15 protein-coding genes are annotated in these 17,687 nt (G+C 62.3%); 4 read left to right on the forward strand and 11 right to left on the reverse strand.

Annotation, left to right across the window (positions count from 1 at the left end; translation table 11 throughout):
* Positions 1 to 256: 256 nt before the first annotated feature.
* From KVG91_RS19860 to KVG91_RS19870, 3 genes are all read left to right on the forward strand, one after another.
* Positions 257 to 1,735, forward strand: a complete 1,479-nt coding sequence (locus KVG91_RS19860; RefSeq protein ID WP_169378224.1) for a DASS family sodium-coupled anion symporter — start codon at positions 257 to 259, stop codon at positions 1,733 to 1,735.
* A gap of 249 nt (positions 1,736 to 1,984) precedes the next feature.
* The gene (locus tag KVG91_RS19865; protein WP_169378223.1) at positions 1,985 to 3,628 is read left to right on the forward strand and encodes an MFS transporter; all 1,644 of its coding nucleotides are present in this window, start codon (positions 1,985 to 1,987) and stop codon (positions 3,626 to 3,628) included.
* On the forward strand, positions 3,625 to 4,770 hold the full coding sequence (locus KVG91_RS19870; RefSeq protein WP_169378222.1) for an HlyD family secretion protein: 1,146 nt from the start codon (positions 3,625 to 3,627) through the stop codon (positions 4,768 to 4,770). The genes KVG91_RS19865 and KVG91_RS19870 overlap by 4 nt, the downstream gene beginning before the upstream one ends.
* A 169-nt stretch (positions 4,771 to 4,939) precedes the next feature.
* Here the strand turns inward: KVG91_RS19870 and KVG91_RS19875 are convergent, their stop codons facing one another.
* The 9 genes from KVG91_RS19875 to copC all read right to left on the reverse strand — a co-directional run bounded on the left by KVG91_RS19875 (position 4,940) and on the right by copC (position 13,532).
* A complete protein-coding gene (locus KVG91_RS19875; RefSeq protein WP_169378221.1) occupies positions 4,940 to 5,842 on the reverse strand; it encodes an aldose 1-epimerase in 903 nt (300 codons plus the stop codon).
* Positions 5,843 to 5,940: 98 nt separating this feature from the next.
* A complete protein-coding gene (locus KVG91_RS19880; RefSeq protein WP_169378220.1) occupies positions 5,941 to 7,221 on the reverse strand; it encodes a TRAP transporter large permease in 1,281 nt (426 codons plus the stop codon).
* Between the two features lies 1 nt (position 7,222).
* The gene (locus KVG91_RS19885; protein ID WP_076954657.1) at positions 7,223 to 7,750 is read right to left on the reverse strand and encodes a TRAP transporter small permease; all 528 of its coding nucleotides are present in this window, start codon (positions 7,748 to 7,750) and stop codon (positions 7,223 to 7,225) included.
* A 64-nt stretch (positions 7,751 to 7,814) separates the two neighbouring features.
* Positions 7,815 to 8,777: a TRAP transporter substrate-binding protein gene (locus tag KVG91_RS19890; protein WP_169378219.1), complete on the reverse strand. Its 963-nt coding sequence runs from the start codon at positions 8,775 to 8,777 to the stop codon at positions 7,815 to 7,817.
* Positions 8,778 to 8,831: 54 nt separating this feature from the next.
* Positions 8,832 to 9,707 (reverse strand): SMP-30/gluconolactonase/LRE family protein, encoded by an 876-nt coding sequence (locus tag KVG91_RS19895; RefSeq protein ID WP_169378218.1) that lies wholly within the window; start codon positions 9,705 to 9,707, stop codon positions 8,832 to 8,834.
* Between the two features lie 29 nt (positions 9,708 to 9,736).
* Complete coding sequence (locus tag KVG91_RS19900) at positions 9,737 to 10,561, reverse strand: NAD-dependent epimerase/dehydratase family protein (protein WP_404822422.1); 825 nt, start codon at positions 10,559 to 10,561, stop codon at positions 9,737 to 9,739.
* 216 nt (positions 10,562 to 10,777) lie between these two features.
* On the reverse strand, positions 10,778 to 12,040 hold the full coding sequence (locus KVG91_RS19905) for an OprD family porin (RefSeq protein WP_169378216.1): 1,263 nt from the start codon (positions 12,038 to 12,040) through the stop codon (positions 10,778 to 10,780).
* Positions 12,041 to 12,305: 265 nt separating this feature from the next.
* A complete protein-coding gene (gene copD, locus KVG91_RS19910; protein WP_169378215.1) occupies positions 12,306 to 13,163 on the reverse strand; it encodes a copper homeostasis membrane protein CopD in 858 nt (285 codons plus the stop codon).
* Positions 13,164 to 13,166: 3 nt separating this feature from the next.
* On the reverse strand, positions 13,167 to 13,532 hold the full coding sequence (gene copC, locus KVG91_RS19915) for a copper homeostasis periplasmic binding protein CopC (protein ID WP_169378214.1): 366 nt from the start codon (positions 13,530 to 13,532) through the stop codon (positions 13,167 to 13,169).
* A 116-nt stretch (positions 13,533 to 13,648) separates the two neighbouring features.
* On the opposite strand from copC, the gene KVG91_RS19920 reads away from it, so the two are divergent.
* Positions 13,649 to 14,269, forward strand: a complete 621-nt coding sequence (locus KVG91_RS19920) for a TetR/AcrR family transcriptional regulator (protein WP_169378213.1) — start codon at positions 13,649 to 13,651, stop codon at positions 14,267 to 14,269.
* Between the two features lie 643 nt (positions 14,270 to 14,912).
* Here KVG91_RS19920 and preA read toward each other — a convergent pair.
* Positions 14,913 to 16,187 carry an NAD-dependent dihydropyrimidine dehydrogenase subunit PreA gene (preA, locus tag KVG91_RS19925; RefSeq protein WP_169378344.1) on the reverse strand — a complete coding sequence of 425 codons (1,275 nt, stop codon included), beginning with the start codon at positions 16,185 to 16,187 and terminating at the stop codon, positions 14,913 to 14,915.
* Positions 16,187 to 17,554, reverse strand: coding sequence for an NAD(P)-dependent oxidoreductase (locus KVG91_RS19930; RefSeq protein WP_169378345.1), 1,368 nt, complete (start codon positions 17,552 to 17,554; stop codon positions 16,187 to 16,189). The genes preA and KVG91_RS19930 overlap by 1 nt, the downstream gene beginning before the upstream one ends.
* Between the last annotated feature and the right edge of the window lie 133 nt (positions 17,555 to 17,687).

Raw genomic sequence — 17,687 nt, forward strand, 5'->3', positions numbered from 1 at the left:
AGCATCGGTATCTATACATTTTGTAGTGAGCGGGCTTGTCCCGCGCTGGGTGGCGAAGCCGCCCCAATAAAGACGCCGCGCAGTTTCAGACAAACCCAATTCGCCTGGTTTGGGGCGGCTTCGCCACCCAGCGCGGGGCAAGCCCGCTCACTACAGGGAGATTTGTCAGAGTTGGAGCCGGTTGACACTCGTCAACACCGCACGCCGCAGTTTGCGCCATGCTCCGCGCCTGATTTAAAGGCCGACGGAGCACCCCATGAACGCCCCCGCAACAACCGCTGCATCATTCAAGTTGCCCTTGGGCCTGGTGTTCGCCGTGCTGGTGATGGTCGGCGTGCTGCTATTGCCGCTGCCCGCCGACTTGCCCGTGGCCGGGCACCGCATGCTGGCTATCCTCGCGTTTGCCGTGGTGGTGTGGATCACTGAAGCGGTGTCCTATGAAGCCAGCGCGATCATGATCACCTCGCTCATGGCGTTCTTGCTCGGCACCGCGCCGTCGATCCAGGACCCCGCACACCTGATCGGCAGCAGCCCGGCGATCAGCATGGCGCTCACCGGCTTCTCCAACCCGGCGCTGGCGCTGGTGGCAGGCGCGCTGTTCATCGCCGCAGCCATGACCCACACCGGCCTGGACCGGCGTATCGCGCTGGTCACGCTCAGCCGAGTGGGCACCAGCACCCGACGCATCCTGCTGGGGGCGATTGCGGTGACCATCCTGCTCAGCCTGGTGGTGCCCAGCGCCACCGCACGCAGTGCCTGTGTGGTGCCGATCATGATGGGCGTGATCGCCGCGTTCGGCGTCGACAAACGCTCGAATATCGCCGCCGGCATCATGATCGTGGTGGCCCAGGGCACCAGCATCTGGAACGTCGGCATCCAGACGGCCGCTGCGCAGAACCTGCTGACGGTCGGCTTCATGGACAAGATGCTCGGCCAGCGCGTATCGTGGATCGACTGGCTGATCGCCGGTGCGCCATGGGCGTTGATCATGTCGGCCGTGTTGTTGTTCCTGGTACTCAAACTGTTGCCACCGGAAACCGACAGCATCCCGGGGGGTAAAGAGGCGGTGGCGCAGTCGCTGGCAGAGATAGGGCCAATGACCGGGCCGCAAAAGCGGCTGTTGAGCGTGTCGGTCCTGCTGCTGCTGGCCTGGGCGACAGAAGGTCGGCTGCACAGTTTCGACACCACCTCCACGACCTATGCCGGGTTGGTATTCCTGCTGCTGCCGGGCATCGGCGTGATGACCTGGAAGGATGTGCAGTCGCGGATCCCGTGGGGCACGGTCATCGTGTTCGGCGTGGGCATCAGCCTGGGCACGGCGCTGCTGACGACCCAGGCCGGACAGTGGCTGGGTTCTACCGTTGTGGCCCATACCGGGCTGGATCAGGTGGGGCCGTTGGGCGTGTTTGCGATCCTCGGCGCGTTCCTGATCCTGATTCACCTGGGTTTCGCCAGCGCCACCGCGCTGACCTCGGCGTTGCTGCCGATCCTGATTGCGGTGCTGCAGACCTTGCCGGGGGATTTCAGCCGGTTGGGCATGACCATGCTGTTGGGGTTTGTGATGAGCTACGGGTTTATCCTGCCGATCAATGCGCCGCAGAATATGGTGTGCCTGGGGACGGGGACGTTCACCGCGCGGCAGTTTGCCAAGGTGGGGGTGCTGGTGACGTTGATCGGGTATGGGTTGATGCTGGTGTTTGCGGCGACGTACTGGAGTTGGTTGGGTTGGGTTTGACTGTGCATTCCCCTGTCGAACTCGGTTAAACCTGTGGGAGCGGGCTTGCTCGCGAAAGCGGTGGTTCAGTGACAGAGGTAGTCGCTGGCACACCGCATTCGCGAGCAAGCCCGCTCCCACATTTTTGACCGTGTCTACATTAAGACTCAATTTTGCGCCCCAAGATGGCAAGATGAACTCCTCTCAGGTTTTCCACTCCCTGAGTAAAGGTTCCACCGACTTCCCCCGTCGGCTCATCAAGGCCATCGAATGAACAAATACACCCCCCGCACCTGGGAGCCGCATGAGCGGCCCAGCCTGCCCGGTTCGCCGTCTACGCCGCTGCACCCGACGCACAAGCGTTGGCTGTTCGCGATGGTCGGCGTGCTGGTGGCAATTACCGGTGGGCTGGGGAACGCGCTGGTGATCGCCAACCTGCAATACCTGCAAGGCGCATTGGGCGCGACCACTGCCGAAATGGCCTGGCTGCCCGCCGCGTACGTGATGACCAATGTGTGCATGAACCTGCTGCTGGTCAAATTTCGCCAGCAGTTCGGCCTGCGCGCGTTTACCGAGGTGTTCCTGGTGCTGTATGCGCTGGTGACCTTCGGGCATTTGTTTGTCAATGACCTCAACTCGGCCATCGCCGTGCGGGCGGCTCATGGGATGGTCGGGGCAGCGCTGACTTCGTTGGGGTTGTACTACATGATCCAGGCGTTTCCGGCCAAGTGGCGCTTGAAGGCGCTGGTGCTGGGCTTGGGCACGGCGCAGTTGGCGTTGCCGCTGGCGCGGTTGTTCTCTGAAGACCTGCTGCAAATCGCCGAATGGCGCGGGCTGTACCTGTTTGAGCTGGGCTTGGCGCTGATCTGCCTGGGGTGCGTGTTCCTGCTCAAGTTGCCCCCGGGCGATCGGTTCAAGACGTTTGAAAAACTCGACTTCCTGACCTTCGCCATCCTCGCCACCGGCGTTGCCTTGCTCTGCGCGGTGCTGTCGCTGGGGCGCATCGACTGGTGGCTGGAAGCACCGTGGATCGGCGTGGCTTCGGCCTGTTCGCTGGTGCTGATCATGGCCGGCCTGGCCATCGAGCATAACCGCGCCAACCCGCTGCTGATGACCCGCTGGCTGGGCAGCGGCACCATGATTCGCCTGGCGCTGGCGGTGATCCTGATTCGCATGGTGCTGTCCGAACAGTCCACCGGCGCCGTAGGGTTCATGCAGATGTTGAACATGAGCTACCAGCAGATGCACACGCTGTACGTGGTGATGCTGGTCGGGGCGATTGCGGGGCTGGCGGTCAGCGCACTGACGATCAACCCGGCGCACTTGCTGATGCCGCTGGTGATCTCCCTGGCGCTGATGGCCACCGGCTCGGTAATGGACAGTTTTTCCAGCAACCTGACCCGGCCGCAGAACCTGTACATCAGCCAGTTCCTGCTAGGCTTCGGCGGCACGTTCTTTTTGGGGCCGACCATGGTGCTGGGCACCAAGAACGTGTTGGCCAACCCGCGCAATCTGGTAAGTTTTTCGGTGATGTTCGGTATCTGCCAGAACCTGGGCGGCCTGATCGGCGCGGCGTTGCTGGGCACCTTCCAGATCGCGCGCGAGAAATACCATTCCAGCATGATCGTCGAGCACCTGACCCTGCTCGACCCGCGTGTGGCGGCGCGGGTGCAGAGCGGCGGCTCCGCCTATGGGGGAATCGCCGCCGACCCCGAGCTGCGTAACCTGATGGGTATTCGCAGCCTGGCCACGGCCGCCACCCGTGAAGCGAACGTGATGGCCTACAACGATGTCTTCATGCTGATCGCGATCATCGCGATCCTGACCATGATCTGGATCTTTATCCGCAGTCTGTGGCTGATGAGCACCACCAAGACAGCCACTCCCGTTCAACCCAGCGGCGCACCTTCATGACCGAACCCACCACCACAACCACCAATGCTATCGCCGCCACCCCGGAAGGCGCCACGCCGCCGGGCGCGGCGGTCACCGAGTCACGTTCGCTGCGGGTACGCATTATCTCGTCGCTGGGCTTTGCCGCGATTGCGATCATCGGTGTGCTGATCGTGCTGTACGCCTGGCAATTGCCGCCGTTCAGCAGTGCGGTGGTGACCACCGAGAATGCCCTGGTACGTGGGCAGGTCACGATCATCGGCCCGCAGCTCAGCGGGTATGTGTTTGAAGTGCCGGTGCAGGATTTCCAGTACGTGAAGGCCGGCGATCTGCTGGTGCGTCTCGATGACCGCATCTACAAGCAGCGCCTCGATCAGGCGCTGGCGCAATTGGCGGTGCAACAGGCGTCGTTGGCGAATGTGGTGCAGCAGCGCAACAGCGCCGAAGCCACGATCAAATTGCGCCAGGCGGCCTTGGCGGACAGCCAGGCGCAGGCGCGCAAGAGCACCGCCGATTTGCGCCGCAACGAAGCGTTGATCAGCGACGGTTCGGTATCCAAACGTGAGCTGGACGTGACCCGCGCCGCCCATGCGCAGACCCTCGCCGCCGTCGCGCAAGCCCAGGCCAGCCTGGAAATCGCCCGGCAGGATGTGCAGACGGTGATCGTCAATCGCGGTTCGCTGGAAGCCGCGGTGGCAAGTGCCGATGCGGCGGTGGAGCTGGCACGTATCGACCTGTCCAACACACGCATCACCGCGCCGCGTGACGGCCAGCTGGGGCAGATTGGCGTGCGCCTGGGAGCTTACGTCAACTCCGGTGCGCAGTTGATGGCGCTGGTGCCGCCACAGCTGTGGGTGATCGCCAACATGAAAGAAACCCAGATGGACAACGTGCAGGTCGGCCAACCGGTGACCTTCACCGTCGATGCCCTCAACCACCGTAAATTCCACGGCACGGTGCAGCATATTTCCCCGGCGACCGGCTCGGAGTTCAGCCTGTTGCAGGCGGATAACGCCACCGGCAACTTTGTGAAGATTGCGCAGCGGGTGCCGGTGAGAATCACGGTGGACCCGGGTCAGGCCGAGAGCGAGCGGTTGCGGCCGGGGCTTTCGGTGGTGGTCAGCATCGACACCGCCGGGCGCCTCAAAAACAGTCCTCCCTGACACAATAGGGATCAAAATTTTTGAATGTGCAAGAGGTATCTGTAGTGAGCGGGCTTGCCCCGCGCTGGGTGGCGAAGCCGCCCTAATAAAATCACCGCCGAGTTACAAGTAACAACGCGTCGCCTGGTTTGGGGCGGCTTCGCCACCCAGCGCGGGGCAAGCCCGCTCACTACAACGGTTTGGTGCCTGAGGCTATCGCAGGTAAATGGGGTGTGTATTTCAGGGTGAAATCGAGGTGGGTTGACTGGCCTTGTTCCAGCAACGTGAGGCCAGGGCGGCCCGGCAGGTGATGGGCATTCACCGGATGACTCACCGGCTCGATGCAAAAGAACCCCAGCCCCGGCGGGCAGTACAGCAGGAAGTAATCGGCGCCGCTGGCCTGGCAGTCCAGCGCATAACCGAGTTCCGGTTGTTCGATGCGGCACTGCCCGTCCCACTGGCAAAAGCCATTGTCCACCAGGCCTTCGGGCAGAGCTTTTAATGCCTGGAAGTCCCACGCCTCCGGCACGGGTGCCAGCCCGGTAGGCAGCTTGGATGCATTACTCATCCACACCTGCGAAGCCTTGGCCTGCAGCCGAGTACCCGCCCGGCGCGGGAAGTAGGGGTGCAAGCCCAGGCCATGCCATGCGGCGTGTTCAGCCAGGTGCGTCACCCGCAATGCGATGCTCAGTTCACCGTCCTGCAACCGAAACCGTTGCTCGACGCGGTAGGCGAACGGCGTGTCGCACTCAGCGGCCAACACCACCTCATGCGCCGACTGGCTGACCACCTGCCACGCCTGTTGCCAGGCCGAGCCATGAATCGGCAGCGGGTCGGTCAGGCTGTTGGGCACCAGTGCCAGCCAGCCATCGGGGTTGGCGAAACCGCCTTCGCCGATCCGGTTGGACCAGGGCGCCAGGGGATAGCAGGCGAGCTTGCCCGGCAAGCCGGTGTTGATTGCCTGTTCATCGCTGTGGCGTAGCAGCGGTTGGCCGCTGGCGCGTACTGTCCAGTTGACAATGCTGCCACCTACAGAGGGCGCCAGGGTGAGGTGGGTGAGTTGATCGCGCAGTTCAATGAAGGGTGAAGACATGGCTTTCCGCCGTATGAAGTAGGACCTGCAACAAGGTTCCATGTGGGAGCAGGCAAGCCAGCTCCCACAGTTGATCTACATTGGGCTGGAGAATGGGTTTACAACACCACGCTCGGCAGCCACAGCGACAGTGCGGGAATGTAGGTCACCGCGATCAACACCATGAACAACACCGCATAAAACGGCAGCAGCGCCTTCACGGTCTTCTCGATGCTGACCTTGCCCACCGCCGCGCCCACGAACAGCACCGCGCCCACCGGTGGGGTGATCAGGCCGATGCCCAGGTTCACCAGCATGATCATGCCGAAATGCACCGGGTCGACACCAATACCCAGCACCACCGGCAGCAAAATCGGTGTGAGGATCAGGATCAGCGGCGCCATGTCCATCACCGTGCCGAGCAACAGCAGCATGGCGTTGATGCACATCAGGATCACGTAGCGGTTGTCCGACAGGGTCAGGAACATCGTGGTGATTTTCGCCGGAATCTGCATCAGCGTCATGATGTAGCCAAAGCTGGCGGCGAAGGCGATGAGGATCATCACGATGGAAATGGTGCGCACCGTGCGGTGCATCAGCTTGGGCAGCTCGCTCCATTTGTAGTCGCGGTAGATGAACATGGTCACGAAGAACGCCCACAGCACGGCAATCGCGGCGGATTCGGTGGCGGTGAAGATACCCGAGAGGATGCCGCCGAGGATGATCACCATGGCCATCAGGCCCCAAAGCGCATCGGCGGCGATTTTCAGCGCCTGCCTCAACGGAATGACTTCACCTTTGGGGTAGTCGCGCTTTCTCGCGAAAATCAGGCACAACACCATCAGGCACGCGCTCATCAGCAGGCCCGGCACCACGCCGGCCATGAACAGCGAGGCGATCGACACCGTACCGCCGGCCGCCAGGGAGTAGAGCACTGAGTTGTGGCTGGGCGGCGTCAGCAGCGCTTGCACCGAGCCGCTGACGGTCACGGCCGTGGCGAATTCACGCGGGTAGCCACGGCGTTCCATTTCCGGGATCAGCACCGAACCGACCGAGGCGGTATCGGCCACCGACGAGCCGGAAATCGCGCCGAAAAACGTCGAGGCCATAATGTTCACCAACGACAGGCCGCCGCGCACGAAGCCCACCAGCACCCCGGCGAAGGCCACCAGCCGCCGCGACATGCCGCCCTCGGCCATGATCGCCCCGGCCAGCACGAAGAACGGAATCGCCATCAGCGAAAACTTGTTCACCCCGCCGGCGACCTGAATCATCAGGGCCTGGAACGGGATGTCGATCCACCACGCGCCAATCAGCGCCGACAGCCCCAGGGCATAGGCCACCGGCATGCCGATCAGGATCAAGGCGATAAAGCTGCCCAACAGAATCAACGCGTCCATATCAGGCGGCCCCTTCGCTTTCTTCTACCAGGTCAAAACGTACGACCCGACGGTTGCTCTGGTCACCGAGCAGGAGTTTTTCCACGACAAAGATCAGGGTCAGAAGCCCACCGATCGGGATCGGCATGTAGGTGATGCCCACGCGCAGGGTGGGAATGGCGCTCATGAACTGGTTCCAGGTGGACAGGCACAGCTTGGTGCCCCAGATGGTCATGAACAGGCAAATGGTGCCCATCAGCAGTTGCGAGACGATTCCGACGATTCGCCGCTGCTCGGCCGGCAGACGGTCGGTGACCATGGCCACCGACATGTGTGCGCCGGCGCGGTAGCTGGCGGCTGCACCGATGAAGGTAAATACCAGCATCAACAGGATGGCGGTGGGCTCGGGCCAACTGGAACCGGTACCGAGGACATAGCGGGCGAAAATGCCCCAGGGAATGATCAGTGCCACCCCCAATACCGAGAGGCCGGCGACCCAGATGCAGGTCATGTAGATGCGGTCGTTGATACGCAGCAGTAAATTCTTCATGGCGTTCACCGTAACCGGGCGCGTCAGTGTTGACCGCGCCGGGCCTAGCTAGGGAGGAGGGTGCTTACTGAACCGCGTCGATCCGCTTGACGATGTCAGCGTAAGGCGCGCCGTACTTGGCGCGAACCGCAGCGGTGGCGTCATAGAAGGGCTTTTTGTCGACGGTAATGAACTCGACACCGGCAGCCTTGAGCTTGGCCTCGCTGCTGGCGGACTTGGCATCCCACAGCACGCGCTCATCAGCCTGGGCGGCCTTGGCGGCTGTTTTCACCATGTCCTGCTGCGCGGGGGTGAGTTTGTTCCAGGTGATTTTCGACATCACGATGGGTTCGGGCAGGATCAGGTGCTCGGTGAGGGTGTAGTACTTGGCGTTCTGGTAGTGGTTGTGCTCCAGCAGGGTCGGCGGGTTGTTCTCCGCGCCGTCGATCACGCCGGTCTGCAGGGCGCTGAAGATCTCGCCGGTGTCCATGGCGATGCCGTTGGCGCCCATGGCGTTGAAGGCTTCGATGAACAGTGGGTTGCCTTGTACGCGAATCTTCATGCCTTTGAGGTCTTCGATCTTGCGCACCGGTTTCTTGGTGTAGAGGTTGCGCGTGCCTCCGTCCATCCAGGCCAGGGCGACCAGGCCGAATTCGGAGTCGGTGATCTTGGCGAGGATTTCATCGCCGATCTCGCCGTCGATGACCTTGCGCATATGCGCCTGGTCACGGAACACGAAGGGCAGGTTGAACACGTTCACGTCCGGCACCACCGGGCCGACGATGCCGAGGCTGACGCGGGTCATCTGCACCGCGCCGACCTGGGCCTGCTCGACGACTTCCTTCTCGGAACCCAGGACGCCGCCGGGGAAGTACTTGAAGGTCAGTTCGCCGTTGCTTGCCTTGGTCAGGGCCTTGCCCATGTTTTCTTCAGCCACGACGGTGGGGTAGCCGGCGGGGTGGATGTCGGCGAATTTGATTTCCAGCGCGTGGGCGGCGCTGCAGAGGGTCAAGCATGCAGCGGCGAGCAAGGTGCGTTTGAAGTCCATGGGGTGTGTCTCCAGTCTTGTTATTGTTTTGAGTTCAAAGGCAGAGCGATGCAGCTAGAGGGTGAACGTGGGCTCCGGTAAACCGGTGACGCCGGGGTTGAGGGCAAACACGCCGCCGGACAGTGACTGCTCACGCGGGTCATCACGGATCGAGGTGACGAACAGGGTGTCCAGGCGACTGCCGCCAAAGGCGCACATGGTGGGTTTTTTCACCGGGACGGTGAGGGAGCGGTCGAGGCGACCGTCGGGGGTGAAACGGTGGACCAGCCCGGCGTCGTTGGCGCAGATCCAGTAGCAGCCCTCGGCGTCCACGGCGGCGCCGTCGGGGCGGCCTAGGTGCTGGTGCATATCCACGAACACACGGCGATTGGACGGCGTGCCGGTGTCGATGTCGTAGTCGAACGCCCAGACCTGCTGCACCAACGGGTGCGAGTCCGAGGCGTACATCGTGCGGCCGTCAGGGCTGAAGGCCAGGCCGTTGAGGGTGATGAACCCGTCCAGCTGGGCATGGGGCGCCGAGCCTGCGGCATAGCGATACAAGATGCCCTCGGCTGCGTTCAGGCCCATGTTCAGCACCATGCTGCCGGCCCAGAAACGGCCCTGGCGGTCACAGCGTCCATCGTTCAGGCGCATGTCCGGGCGTGGGTGCGTGATGCTCGCCAGGGACGTGGTGTCGAGGCTGCCGTCGTTGTGCGCGGTGAGCTGGAAGAAGCCGGTTTCCATCCCGGCGACCCAGTTGCCCGCATCGGTGCGGGCAATACAGGCGAGCATCTGCGGGGCTGTCCACGCGGCGATATGCCCGCTGGCGGCGCTCCAGCGTTGCAGGCCGCCGTTGGGGATGTCCACCCAGTACAGCGCATTTTCCTCGGGCACCCACACCGGGCATTCGCCCACGGCATTGCGGGCGTCGACGATCAGTTCAGCAGTCATGGCCAGTCATTCCCTTGGTTGGTGTGAACTCAGTCACCGAACGGTCCGGCCGCGCAGAACGCACCGCCCTGATAGACCTTGGCCGGGTCGTTGTCGGCCACCGGTGGCTGGCTTTCGACCTGGGCGCGGAACACTTCGGAGCTGTCCTTGGGCGCGAAGCCCAGGTGCGCGGCGTAGCGGTTGTCCCACCAGGTGTCGAGGTTATCCGACATGCCATAGACCACGGTGTGGCCGACGTCTGGCGTGTACAGCGCGCGTTCGAGCAGTTGGGTCAGGTCGTCGAAGCTCAGCCAGGTGTGCATCATCCGGCGGTTCTGCGGTTCCGGGAATGAGGAGCCGATGCGGATGCTGACGGTCTCGATGCCGTAGCGGTCGAAGTAGAAACTCGCCATGTCTTCGCCGTAGGATTTGGACAGGCCGTAGTAGCTGTCCGGACGGCGCGGGGAGTGGGCGTCGAGTTTTTCGCCCTGTTTGTAGAAGCCGATCACATGGTTGGAACTGGCAAAGATCACGCGCTTCACACCGTGACGCCGCGCGGCTTCGTAGATGTGGAAAACGCCGCTGATGTTGGCGCCGAGCACTTCTTCGAAGGGGCGCTCCACCGATACGCCGCCAAAGTGCAGGATCGCGTCGACGCCTTCGACCAAGTGGTGCACGGCTTGTTTGTCGGAGAGGTCGCAGGGCTGCACTTCTTCGCGCGCGTCGGCAGCCGGGGCCATGTCGGCGATGTCTGACAGACGCAATACCTTGGCGTAAGGACGCAGGCGTTCGCGCAGGACTTTGCCCAGGCCGCCGGCGGCACCGGTGAGCAGCAGGCGGTTGAATGGAGCTTGGGTGGTGGTGGTCATGGGCATTCCAATTTTTGTTGTAGGTTGTCGTATGACTAAATCGAAGTATTGTTAGGCGGCCCCAGGTTGTCAACGTTCTTACAGACGAATGAGATTTTCAAATGTGGGAGCTGGCTTGTCGGATCGCCGCACCGCTGCGATGGCGGTGGCGGTGGGTCAGCCAGTTGATGTGTCAACTGACATTCCGCCATCGCAGGCAAGCCAGCTCCCACAGGGTACGAGTTACAACAACGAGATCGGGTAGCTGACGAAAATCCGGTTCTCATCGAACTCGTTATTGCTGAAGTCTCGACGGATGGTCGCGTTGCGCCATTTCACGTTGAGGTTCTTCAGCGCCCCGCTTTGCACCGTGTAGGCCAGTTCCGACTCACGCCCCCATTCCTTGCCATCGGTGATCGCCCCGGTGTGCACGTTGCTGCCGCTGATATAGCGGTTCATCAGGGTCAGCCCCGGCACGCCGAGCACCACGAAGTTGAAGTCATGGCGCACCTGCCAGGATTTTTCCTTGGCGTTATCGTAGCTGGCGTTGTAGCTGTCGTTGGCCAGGGTGCCGCCGCTGGTGCCGTTGATGCGCATCCAGGCGCTGTCGCCGGTGAGTTTCTGCAGGCCCACGTAGAAGGTGTGGCCGTTGTATTTGGCCGAGAGCAGGGCGAACGCGGTTTTGTTGTCGAGGTCGCCGGCCAGGGCGCTGCCGTCTTCCTTGCCGTTGAAGAACCCGAGGTTGGCGCCCAGGGTCCAGTCGCCCACGGGTTGGCTGTGGGTCAGGTTGAAATACTGTTGCTGGTAGATATCGGTGAGCTCGGCGTACCAGACGCCGACCTGGGTGCGTTTGTCGTTGAAGGTGTATTCGCCGCCGCCGAAGTTGAAACGGTCCGAGGTAAACGCCGCCCGGCCGTTCATGAACATATCTTCCATGCTCGCGTCGTTGCGCGGGCTGTTGCCACGAAATTGCCCGCCGTAGAGGGTCAGCCCGGCGATTTCGTTGGAGGTGACCTGGCCGCCACGGAAGGTCTGGGGCAGCGAGCGGCCATCGTCAGAGCGCAGGATCGGCAGTACCGGCATCCATTCGCCAACCTTCAGTTCGGTCTTCGAGAGTTTGGTTTTCAGCGCCACGCCCAGGCGCCCGAAGTTATCGGCGGGGCGGCCATCGTCGTGGATCGGCAGCAACTGCGTACCGCCGGTGCCCTTGCCGCCATCGAGCTTTTGCGAGTACAGACCCAGCACATCGATCCCGAAACCCACGGTGCCTTGAGTAAAGCCGGACTTGGCATCGAGGATGAAACTCTGGGTCCACTCTTCGGCCTTGCCCTGGGGGTTGGTCGGGTTGGTGAAGTTGCGATTGAAGTAGGCGTTGCGCAGGTTGAGCGTGGCCTTGGCGTCGTCGACGAAACCTTCGGCATGGACGCCGAGGGGGAGGCTGAAGGCCAGGCTGCCAAGACTGATAAGACCGAGACACGAGGAGGAATTGCGGACGGATTGACGCACAGTGATGCTCCCTTTCTTTGTTGTTTTTATTATTTGTCATACGTTGTCGTACAACATTGAGCGGGATATTTGCGGGGTTTCGCAGGCGTGTCAAGGGGAAGTTATATGACCACATCCTCTATGAATGAATAGTGGCGCGGTCAATGTGGGAGCGGGCTTGCTCGCGAATGCGGTATGTCAGTCAACGCATTTGGGTCTGACACACCGCATTCGCGAGCAAGCCCGCTCCCACTTTTGACCGAGTTCGGCGCGAAATTGCGGTGTTTCAGCCGGCCATGACCATCGGCGGCAAGGTGCCCAGCAGCGAAACCGCCGCCACCGCTGCAACACCTAGTAACCATTCCGTGATCACGCTGGCCTTCAAACTGCCCAGGCGTTGCTCGCAGCGATCGATGCGCAGCCGGTTCAGCAACGCCAGCGCCAACATTCCCAGTACCAGCATCACCTTGATCAACAGAATCAGCGCAAAGCCGCTGAACAGCGGTGTGGGCCACAGTTGACCGGTGAGTACGCGCACATTGATCAACCCGGTCACCAGCAAGCCGGCGACCAAGCCATAACCCACACCGCTGAAACGTCGCAGGACCGGCTCCAGCGCCGTCCCTTGCGGTTGCCGCAGGATCAGCACCAGCAGCAGCAACCCACCGAGCCACGCACCGACGCACACCAGGTGCACCACTTGGTTGAGGATCAGCAATTGCCCGCTGAGCCCATCGAGCATGGCGCCGTGGCCAACCGGCGCCAGTGTCGCCAGCAGCAGCGCAATGAGTGGCAGGCGCAGTGCCTGCCAGGGTTTGAGCAGCACGATCACCAGCAGCAGGTTGAGCAACAGATGCCACACCCACACCTGGCCAAAAAACGTCCTGCCCAGTACCAACTGCACGGTGGCCGGCTGCAAGGCGGCGTCCCAACTGCCGGCCATGCTGGCGGTGATCAACAAGAGCCAGGCCAGGCCTGTGAACAACCCCAAGCCGGCCAGGCCACGGGTGATACGCGTGAGTTGCCGGTCCAGCATCGGCTGCGGCGCGGTGCCCAGCAGCCAGGGCCTGAACGCACAGGCCCCGAACATCAGCAACACGGCGATGAAATGCACAAAGCGGCACAGCACCAACAGCGTCGCCATGGGTTATTGGCCGACCTTGAAGCTGTATTCGCCGTTGCTCTTGTGGGTGTCGACCGAGACGGCATTCCACACCACCTTGTAGTTGCCGGCCGCGAGCGGGGCGGCCGGGGTGACCACCAGGACTTTCTTGTCGGCATCCGGCGTTTCCAGGCCCTTGATGGCGACTTCGGTACCGTCCTTGCTCAGCGACACTTTGGTGAAGGTGGCCTCGACGCCTTCGCTGAAGGTCAGGCGCAAATCCTTGGGCGCGGCGACGCTGCTGTCCGCCGCCGGTTCCGAGCGCTGGAGGTGTGCATGGGCAAACGCCGCCGAAGCACCCAGCAGGGAAGCGAACAGGGCGACGGTGGTCAGGGCTTTCTTGATCAACATTGCGCAATACCAATCAATGGGTAGGAGCGGGCAGTGTACGAAGTTTCGACTGCGCCTGTCGCCCCGATCTAGAGCGGGTGGTAGTCTTTGGCGTATGTCTTTGTCAGGGAGCCCTTATGGGCAATCACAAGATCGGAATTCGTCGGATCAACGTCGAGAAAATCCTGTTGGCGGCGGAGAAAATCTTCGCCGAAAAGGGCTATGGCAGCACCGCCATGGCCGACATCGCTGAACAAGCGCAACTGCCGCGTTCCAACCTGCATTATTACTTCACCACCAAGAGCGAGCTGTACAGCGCCGTGCTGTTCGACCTGCTGGAGGTGTGGAAGCAGGACGCCCTGAGCTTCGAAACCTTCGACGACCCTCGGGTGGTGCTCAGCAGCTACATCCGCGCCAAGATGCAGCGTTCGCGCACCCGGCCGTATGGCTCGAAAGTCTGGGCCAATGAAATCATCCACGGTGCGCCCGCTCTTGGTGAAGCGCTGGATGAAAGCCTGTACGACTGGGCCAAGATGAAGGAAGCGAAGATTCGCCAATGGGTGGAAGACAAACGCATCCTGCCGGTGGAGCCCTCGAGCCTGCTGTACATGATTTGGGCCTCGACCCAGCACTATGCCGACTTTGACCATCAGGTGAAGATTTTGAATGATCACCAGCCGTTGTCGGACATGCAGTTTGAGAGGGCGATACAGACGGTGACGGCGGTGATATTGCGCGGGATTGGGTTGGAGCCTTGAGCTTTGGGGGGGAAGGAGCTTGGGCCGTGGCGGCCTTAGAACCGACCGGTATTTGCTTGCGGTCCGGTTCACAATGTGGGAGCTGGCTTGCCTGCGATGCAGACACCCCGGTACATCAGGCACACCGAGTTGATGCCATCGCAGGCAAGCCAGCTCCCACAGAAAAGCAGATCGGTGAGTGCCACCTAACCTGCTCTTGATCTGCTCTTGATCTGCTCTTGATCTGCTCTTGATCTGGTTTTTGATCTTGACCTTGATCTTGATCTTGATCTTGACCTTGATCTTGATTTTGATCTCAGGCGCCCCGTCAACCACGCTGGCCGAACGCAGGCTTGAATCCGTGGGTAACCCGGCAGGACGCCGGGTTAGCCGCCCCGCGCCATGGATGGCGCGTGGCGGCGGCCCACGGATTCAAGCCGGAGTGAGGGCACACCGAGCCCAAGCGAGGTGCCGAGTGGTGGGGCAAGAGCCCTTTGGTTACTTTGGGGCTTTTCCAAAGTGACCCGCCGTAAGGGCGGAACCAATAGCCGCCGTGACCGCAGCAACGGATATTTACTCGGTCAACCCAGATACATGGTCGGCCCAGAGGCCGCCACGGGACCAAGCTCCCTCCCAAAGTTGGCTGCAATAGCGATCCAAAGCCCTACACCGCCTCCCGATAAGGATTCCTCGGATCCTGCGTCCAATTCAAAAACGGCTTGCCGGTGTCCATCGGCACCATCTCGATACAGTCGGCCACGGGACAGGTGATCTGGCACAAATTGCAGCCCACGCATTCATCATCAATTACCTCGTATCGATGCGTGCCATCCGCGAGTTTCAAACTGGCAATCGCCTGGTGCGACGTGTCCTCACAGGCGATATGGCAGCGCCCGCAACCAATGCAGGCCGCCTGGTCGATCTTCGCAATCACCTGATAGTTGATGTCCAGGTACTTCCAGTCGGTGGTGTTGCCCACCGCCCGCCCGGAAAATGCCTGCAAGCTTGCGTAGCCTTGGCTGTCCATCCAGCGCGACAGCCCGTCCTTCATCTCTTCGACGATCCGAAACCCGTGCAGCATCGCCGCCGTGCACACCTGCACCGCGCCGCAACCGAGGGCGACGAATTCCGCCGCGTCGCGCCAGTTGCCGATGCCGCCGATGCCGCAGATTGGCAGGCCCTGGGTCTGCGGGTCGCGGGCAATTTCGGCCACCATGTTCAGTGCAATCGGTTTCACCGCCGAACCGCAATAGCCCCCGTGGGTGCTCTGGGTGCCGACCATCGGCAGCGCCACCATGCGTTCCAGATCGACGCTGGTGATGGAGTTGATGGTGTTGATCAACGACACCGCATCCGCGCCCCCCCGGTAGGCTGCCCGCGCTGCCAAGCGAATATCGGTGATGTTCGGCGTAAGTTTGACGATCACCGGCAGCGCGCAATAGGTCTTGCACCAGCGCGTCACCTGCTCGACGTATTCCGGCACCTGGCCGACCGCCGCGCCCATGCCGCGCTCCGGCATGCCGTGGGGGCAGCCGAAGTTCAGCTCGATGCCGTCGCAACCGGTGGCTTCCACCAACGGCAGGATGGTTTTCCAGGATGCTTCGACGCACGGCACCATCAGCGACACGATCATGGCGCGGTCCGGCCAGTCCTTTTTGACCTGGGTGATTTCCCGCAGGTTGATCTCCAGGGATCGGTCGGTGATCAACTCGATATTGTTGATACCCAGCACTTCACGGTTGGCGCCAAAGTGCGCCGAATAGCGCGACGACACATTGACCGCCGCCGGGTCTTCACCCAGGGTTTTCCACACCACGCCGCCCCAGCCCGCTTCGAAAGCGCGGACCACGTTATAGGCCTTGTCGGTGGGCGGCGCGGACGCCAGCCAGAACGGGTTGGGGGCCTTGATACCGGCGAATACAATCGAGAGATCGGCCATTACGCAGCCTCCACATTCAGCATGAGTTGGGCGTGCATGGCTTCTGCCGCCAGCTTGCCGTGTTGCACCGCCTGCACGGTGAGGTCCTGGCCGAGGCTGACGCAATCGCCGCCGGCATACACGCCAGGGACACTGGTGCGCAGATGCTCATCAACGAAGATCCGTTCGCCGACACGATGCAGTTGCCGGGCCAGCGGATCGTGCAGCGCTTCGTCGTCGAACCCTTGGCCGATGGCCTTGAAGATCGCATCGGCGGCCAGTTCGAAGGTTTCGCCGGTGGGGCGCAGGCGGCCGTCTTCCAGGCGGGTGCGGGCAAAGCGCATGCCGCGTACATGGCCCAGGCCGTCCAGCAGAACCTCTTGCGGCTGGGCCCAGGTCAGCAGGCGTACCTGATTGGCCTTGGCGATCGCCTGCTCATGGTGAGTGGCGCCCATGTCCGCCAGGCCTCGGCGGTACACCAGGTTCACGTCGCGGGCACCGAGGCGGGCCATTTGCACGGCCATGTCGATGGCCGTATTGCCGGCGCCGAGCACGATGCAACGGTCGGCCAGGGGCAGTTGGGTCAGGTCGTCGGCCTGCCGCAGTTCGCGGATGTAATCAGTGGCGGCGAGCAGGCCGGGGGCGTCCTCGTGGGCCAGGCCGAGCTGCTTGCTCGCGGCAAGCCCAAGGCCGAGAAAGACCGCGTCGAATTGCGGGTGCAGTTCGCTCAAGGTCAGGTTGCCGCCCAGGCGCTGGCCGTGACGGATCTCGATGCCGCCGATCTGCAGCAGAAAATCCAGTTCCTGCTGCGCGAAATCATCCACCAGCTTGTACTTGGCGATCCCGTATTCATTTAGGCCGCCGGCTTTTTCGCGGGCTTCGAAAATCACCACATCATGGCCGTGCAAGGCGCTGCGATGGGCGCACGCCAGGCCCGCAGGCCCGGCGCCGACCACGGCGATGCGCTTGCCGGTGGGCGCGGCCCGCTGGAACGGGTGTTCGCCAAAGCGCGCGTTGTCGATGGCGTAGCGTTGCAGCAGCCCAATCAGTACCGGGGCGCATTCTTCGGCGTTGTTACGCACGCAGGCTTGCTGGCAGAGAATCTCGGTGGGGCAGACCCGCGCGCAACTGCCGCCGAGGATGTTGGCCGAGAGAATCTTGTGCGCCGCGCCTTGGACGTTTTCGGTGTGGATGCTGCGGATGAACGACGGGATGTCGATCTCGCTGGGGCACGCATTCACGCACGGTGCGTCGTAGCAATACAGGCAACGCGAGGCTTCCAACTGGGCCTGGCGGGCATTGAGCGGTGGCGCCAGGTCGGTGAAATGGCTGGCGAGCGTTGCGCCGTCCTCGACGGGATGGGGAAGGTGGGTCAGGGTCTGGATCACGGTGTTGGCCTCACAGTGTTTTTGCCTCTGGCGGGCATTGGGTTTTTTGGCGCCTGGACCGGCTTTATCGCAGGCAAGCCAGCTCCCACATTGATCGGGTTCACACCGTTCAAATGTGGGAGCCGGGCTTGCC

This window comes from Pseudomonas azadiae (assembly GCF_019145355.1).
Taxonomy (GTDB): Bacteria; Pseudomonadota; Gammaproteobacteria; order Pseudomonadales; family Pseudomonadaceae; genus Aquipseudomonas; species Aquipseudomonas azadiae.

Bases quoted from the DNA above. Each gene is read 5' to 3' on its own strand.
- KVG91_RS19860 (WP_169378224.1), top strand. From the start codon at position 257: ATGAACGCCCCCGCAACAACCGCTGCATCATTCAAGTTGCCCTTGGGC.
- KVG91_RS19865 (WP_169378223.1), top strand. From the start codon at position 1,985: ATGAACAAATACACCCCCCGCACCTGGGAGCCGCATGAGCGGCCCAGC.
- KVG91_RS19870 (WP_169378222.1), top strand. From the start codon at position 3,625: ATGACCGAACCCACCACCACAACCACCAATGCTATCGCCGCCACCCCG.
- KVG91_RS19875 (WP_169378221.1), bottom strand. From the start codon at position 5,842: ATGTCTTCACCCTTCATTGAACTGCGCGATCAACTCACCCACCTCACC.
- KVG91_RS19880 (WP_169378220.1), bottom strand. From the start codon at position 7,221: ATGGACGCGTTGATTCTGTTGGGCAGCTTTATCGCCTTGATCCTGATC.
- KVG91_RS19885 (WP_076954657.1), bottom strand. From the start codon at position 7,750: ATGAAGAATTTACTGCTGCGTATCAACGACCGCATCTACATGACCTGC.
- KVG91_RS19890 (WP_169378219.1), bottom strand. From the start codon at position 8,777: ATGGACTTCAAACGCACCTTGCTCGCCGCTGCATGCTTGACCCTCTGC.
- KVG91_RS19895 (WP_169378218.1), bottom strand. From the start codon at position 9,707: ATGACTGCTGAACTGATCGTCGACGCCCGCAATGCCGTGGGCGAATGC.
- KVG91_RS19900 (WP_404822422.1), bottom strand. From the start codon at position 10,561: ATGCCCATGACCACCACCACCCAAGCTCCATTCAACCGCCTGCTGCTC.
- copD (WP_169378215.1), bottom strand. From the start codon at position 13,163: ATGGCGACGCTGTTGGTGCTGTGCCGCTTTGTGCATTTCATCGCCGTG.
- copC (WP_169378214.1), bottom strand. From the start codon at position 13,532: ATGTTGATCAAGAAAGCCCTGACCACCGTCGCCCTGTTCGCTTCCCTG.
- KVG91_RS19920 (WP_169378213.1), top strand. From the start codon at position 13,649: ATGGGCAATCACAAGATCGGAATTCGTCGGATCAACGTCGAGAAAATC.
- preA (WP_169378344.1), bottom strand. From the start codon at position 16,187: ATGGCCGATCTCTCGATTGTATTCGCCGGTATCAAGGCCCCCAACCCG.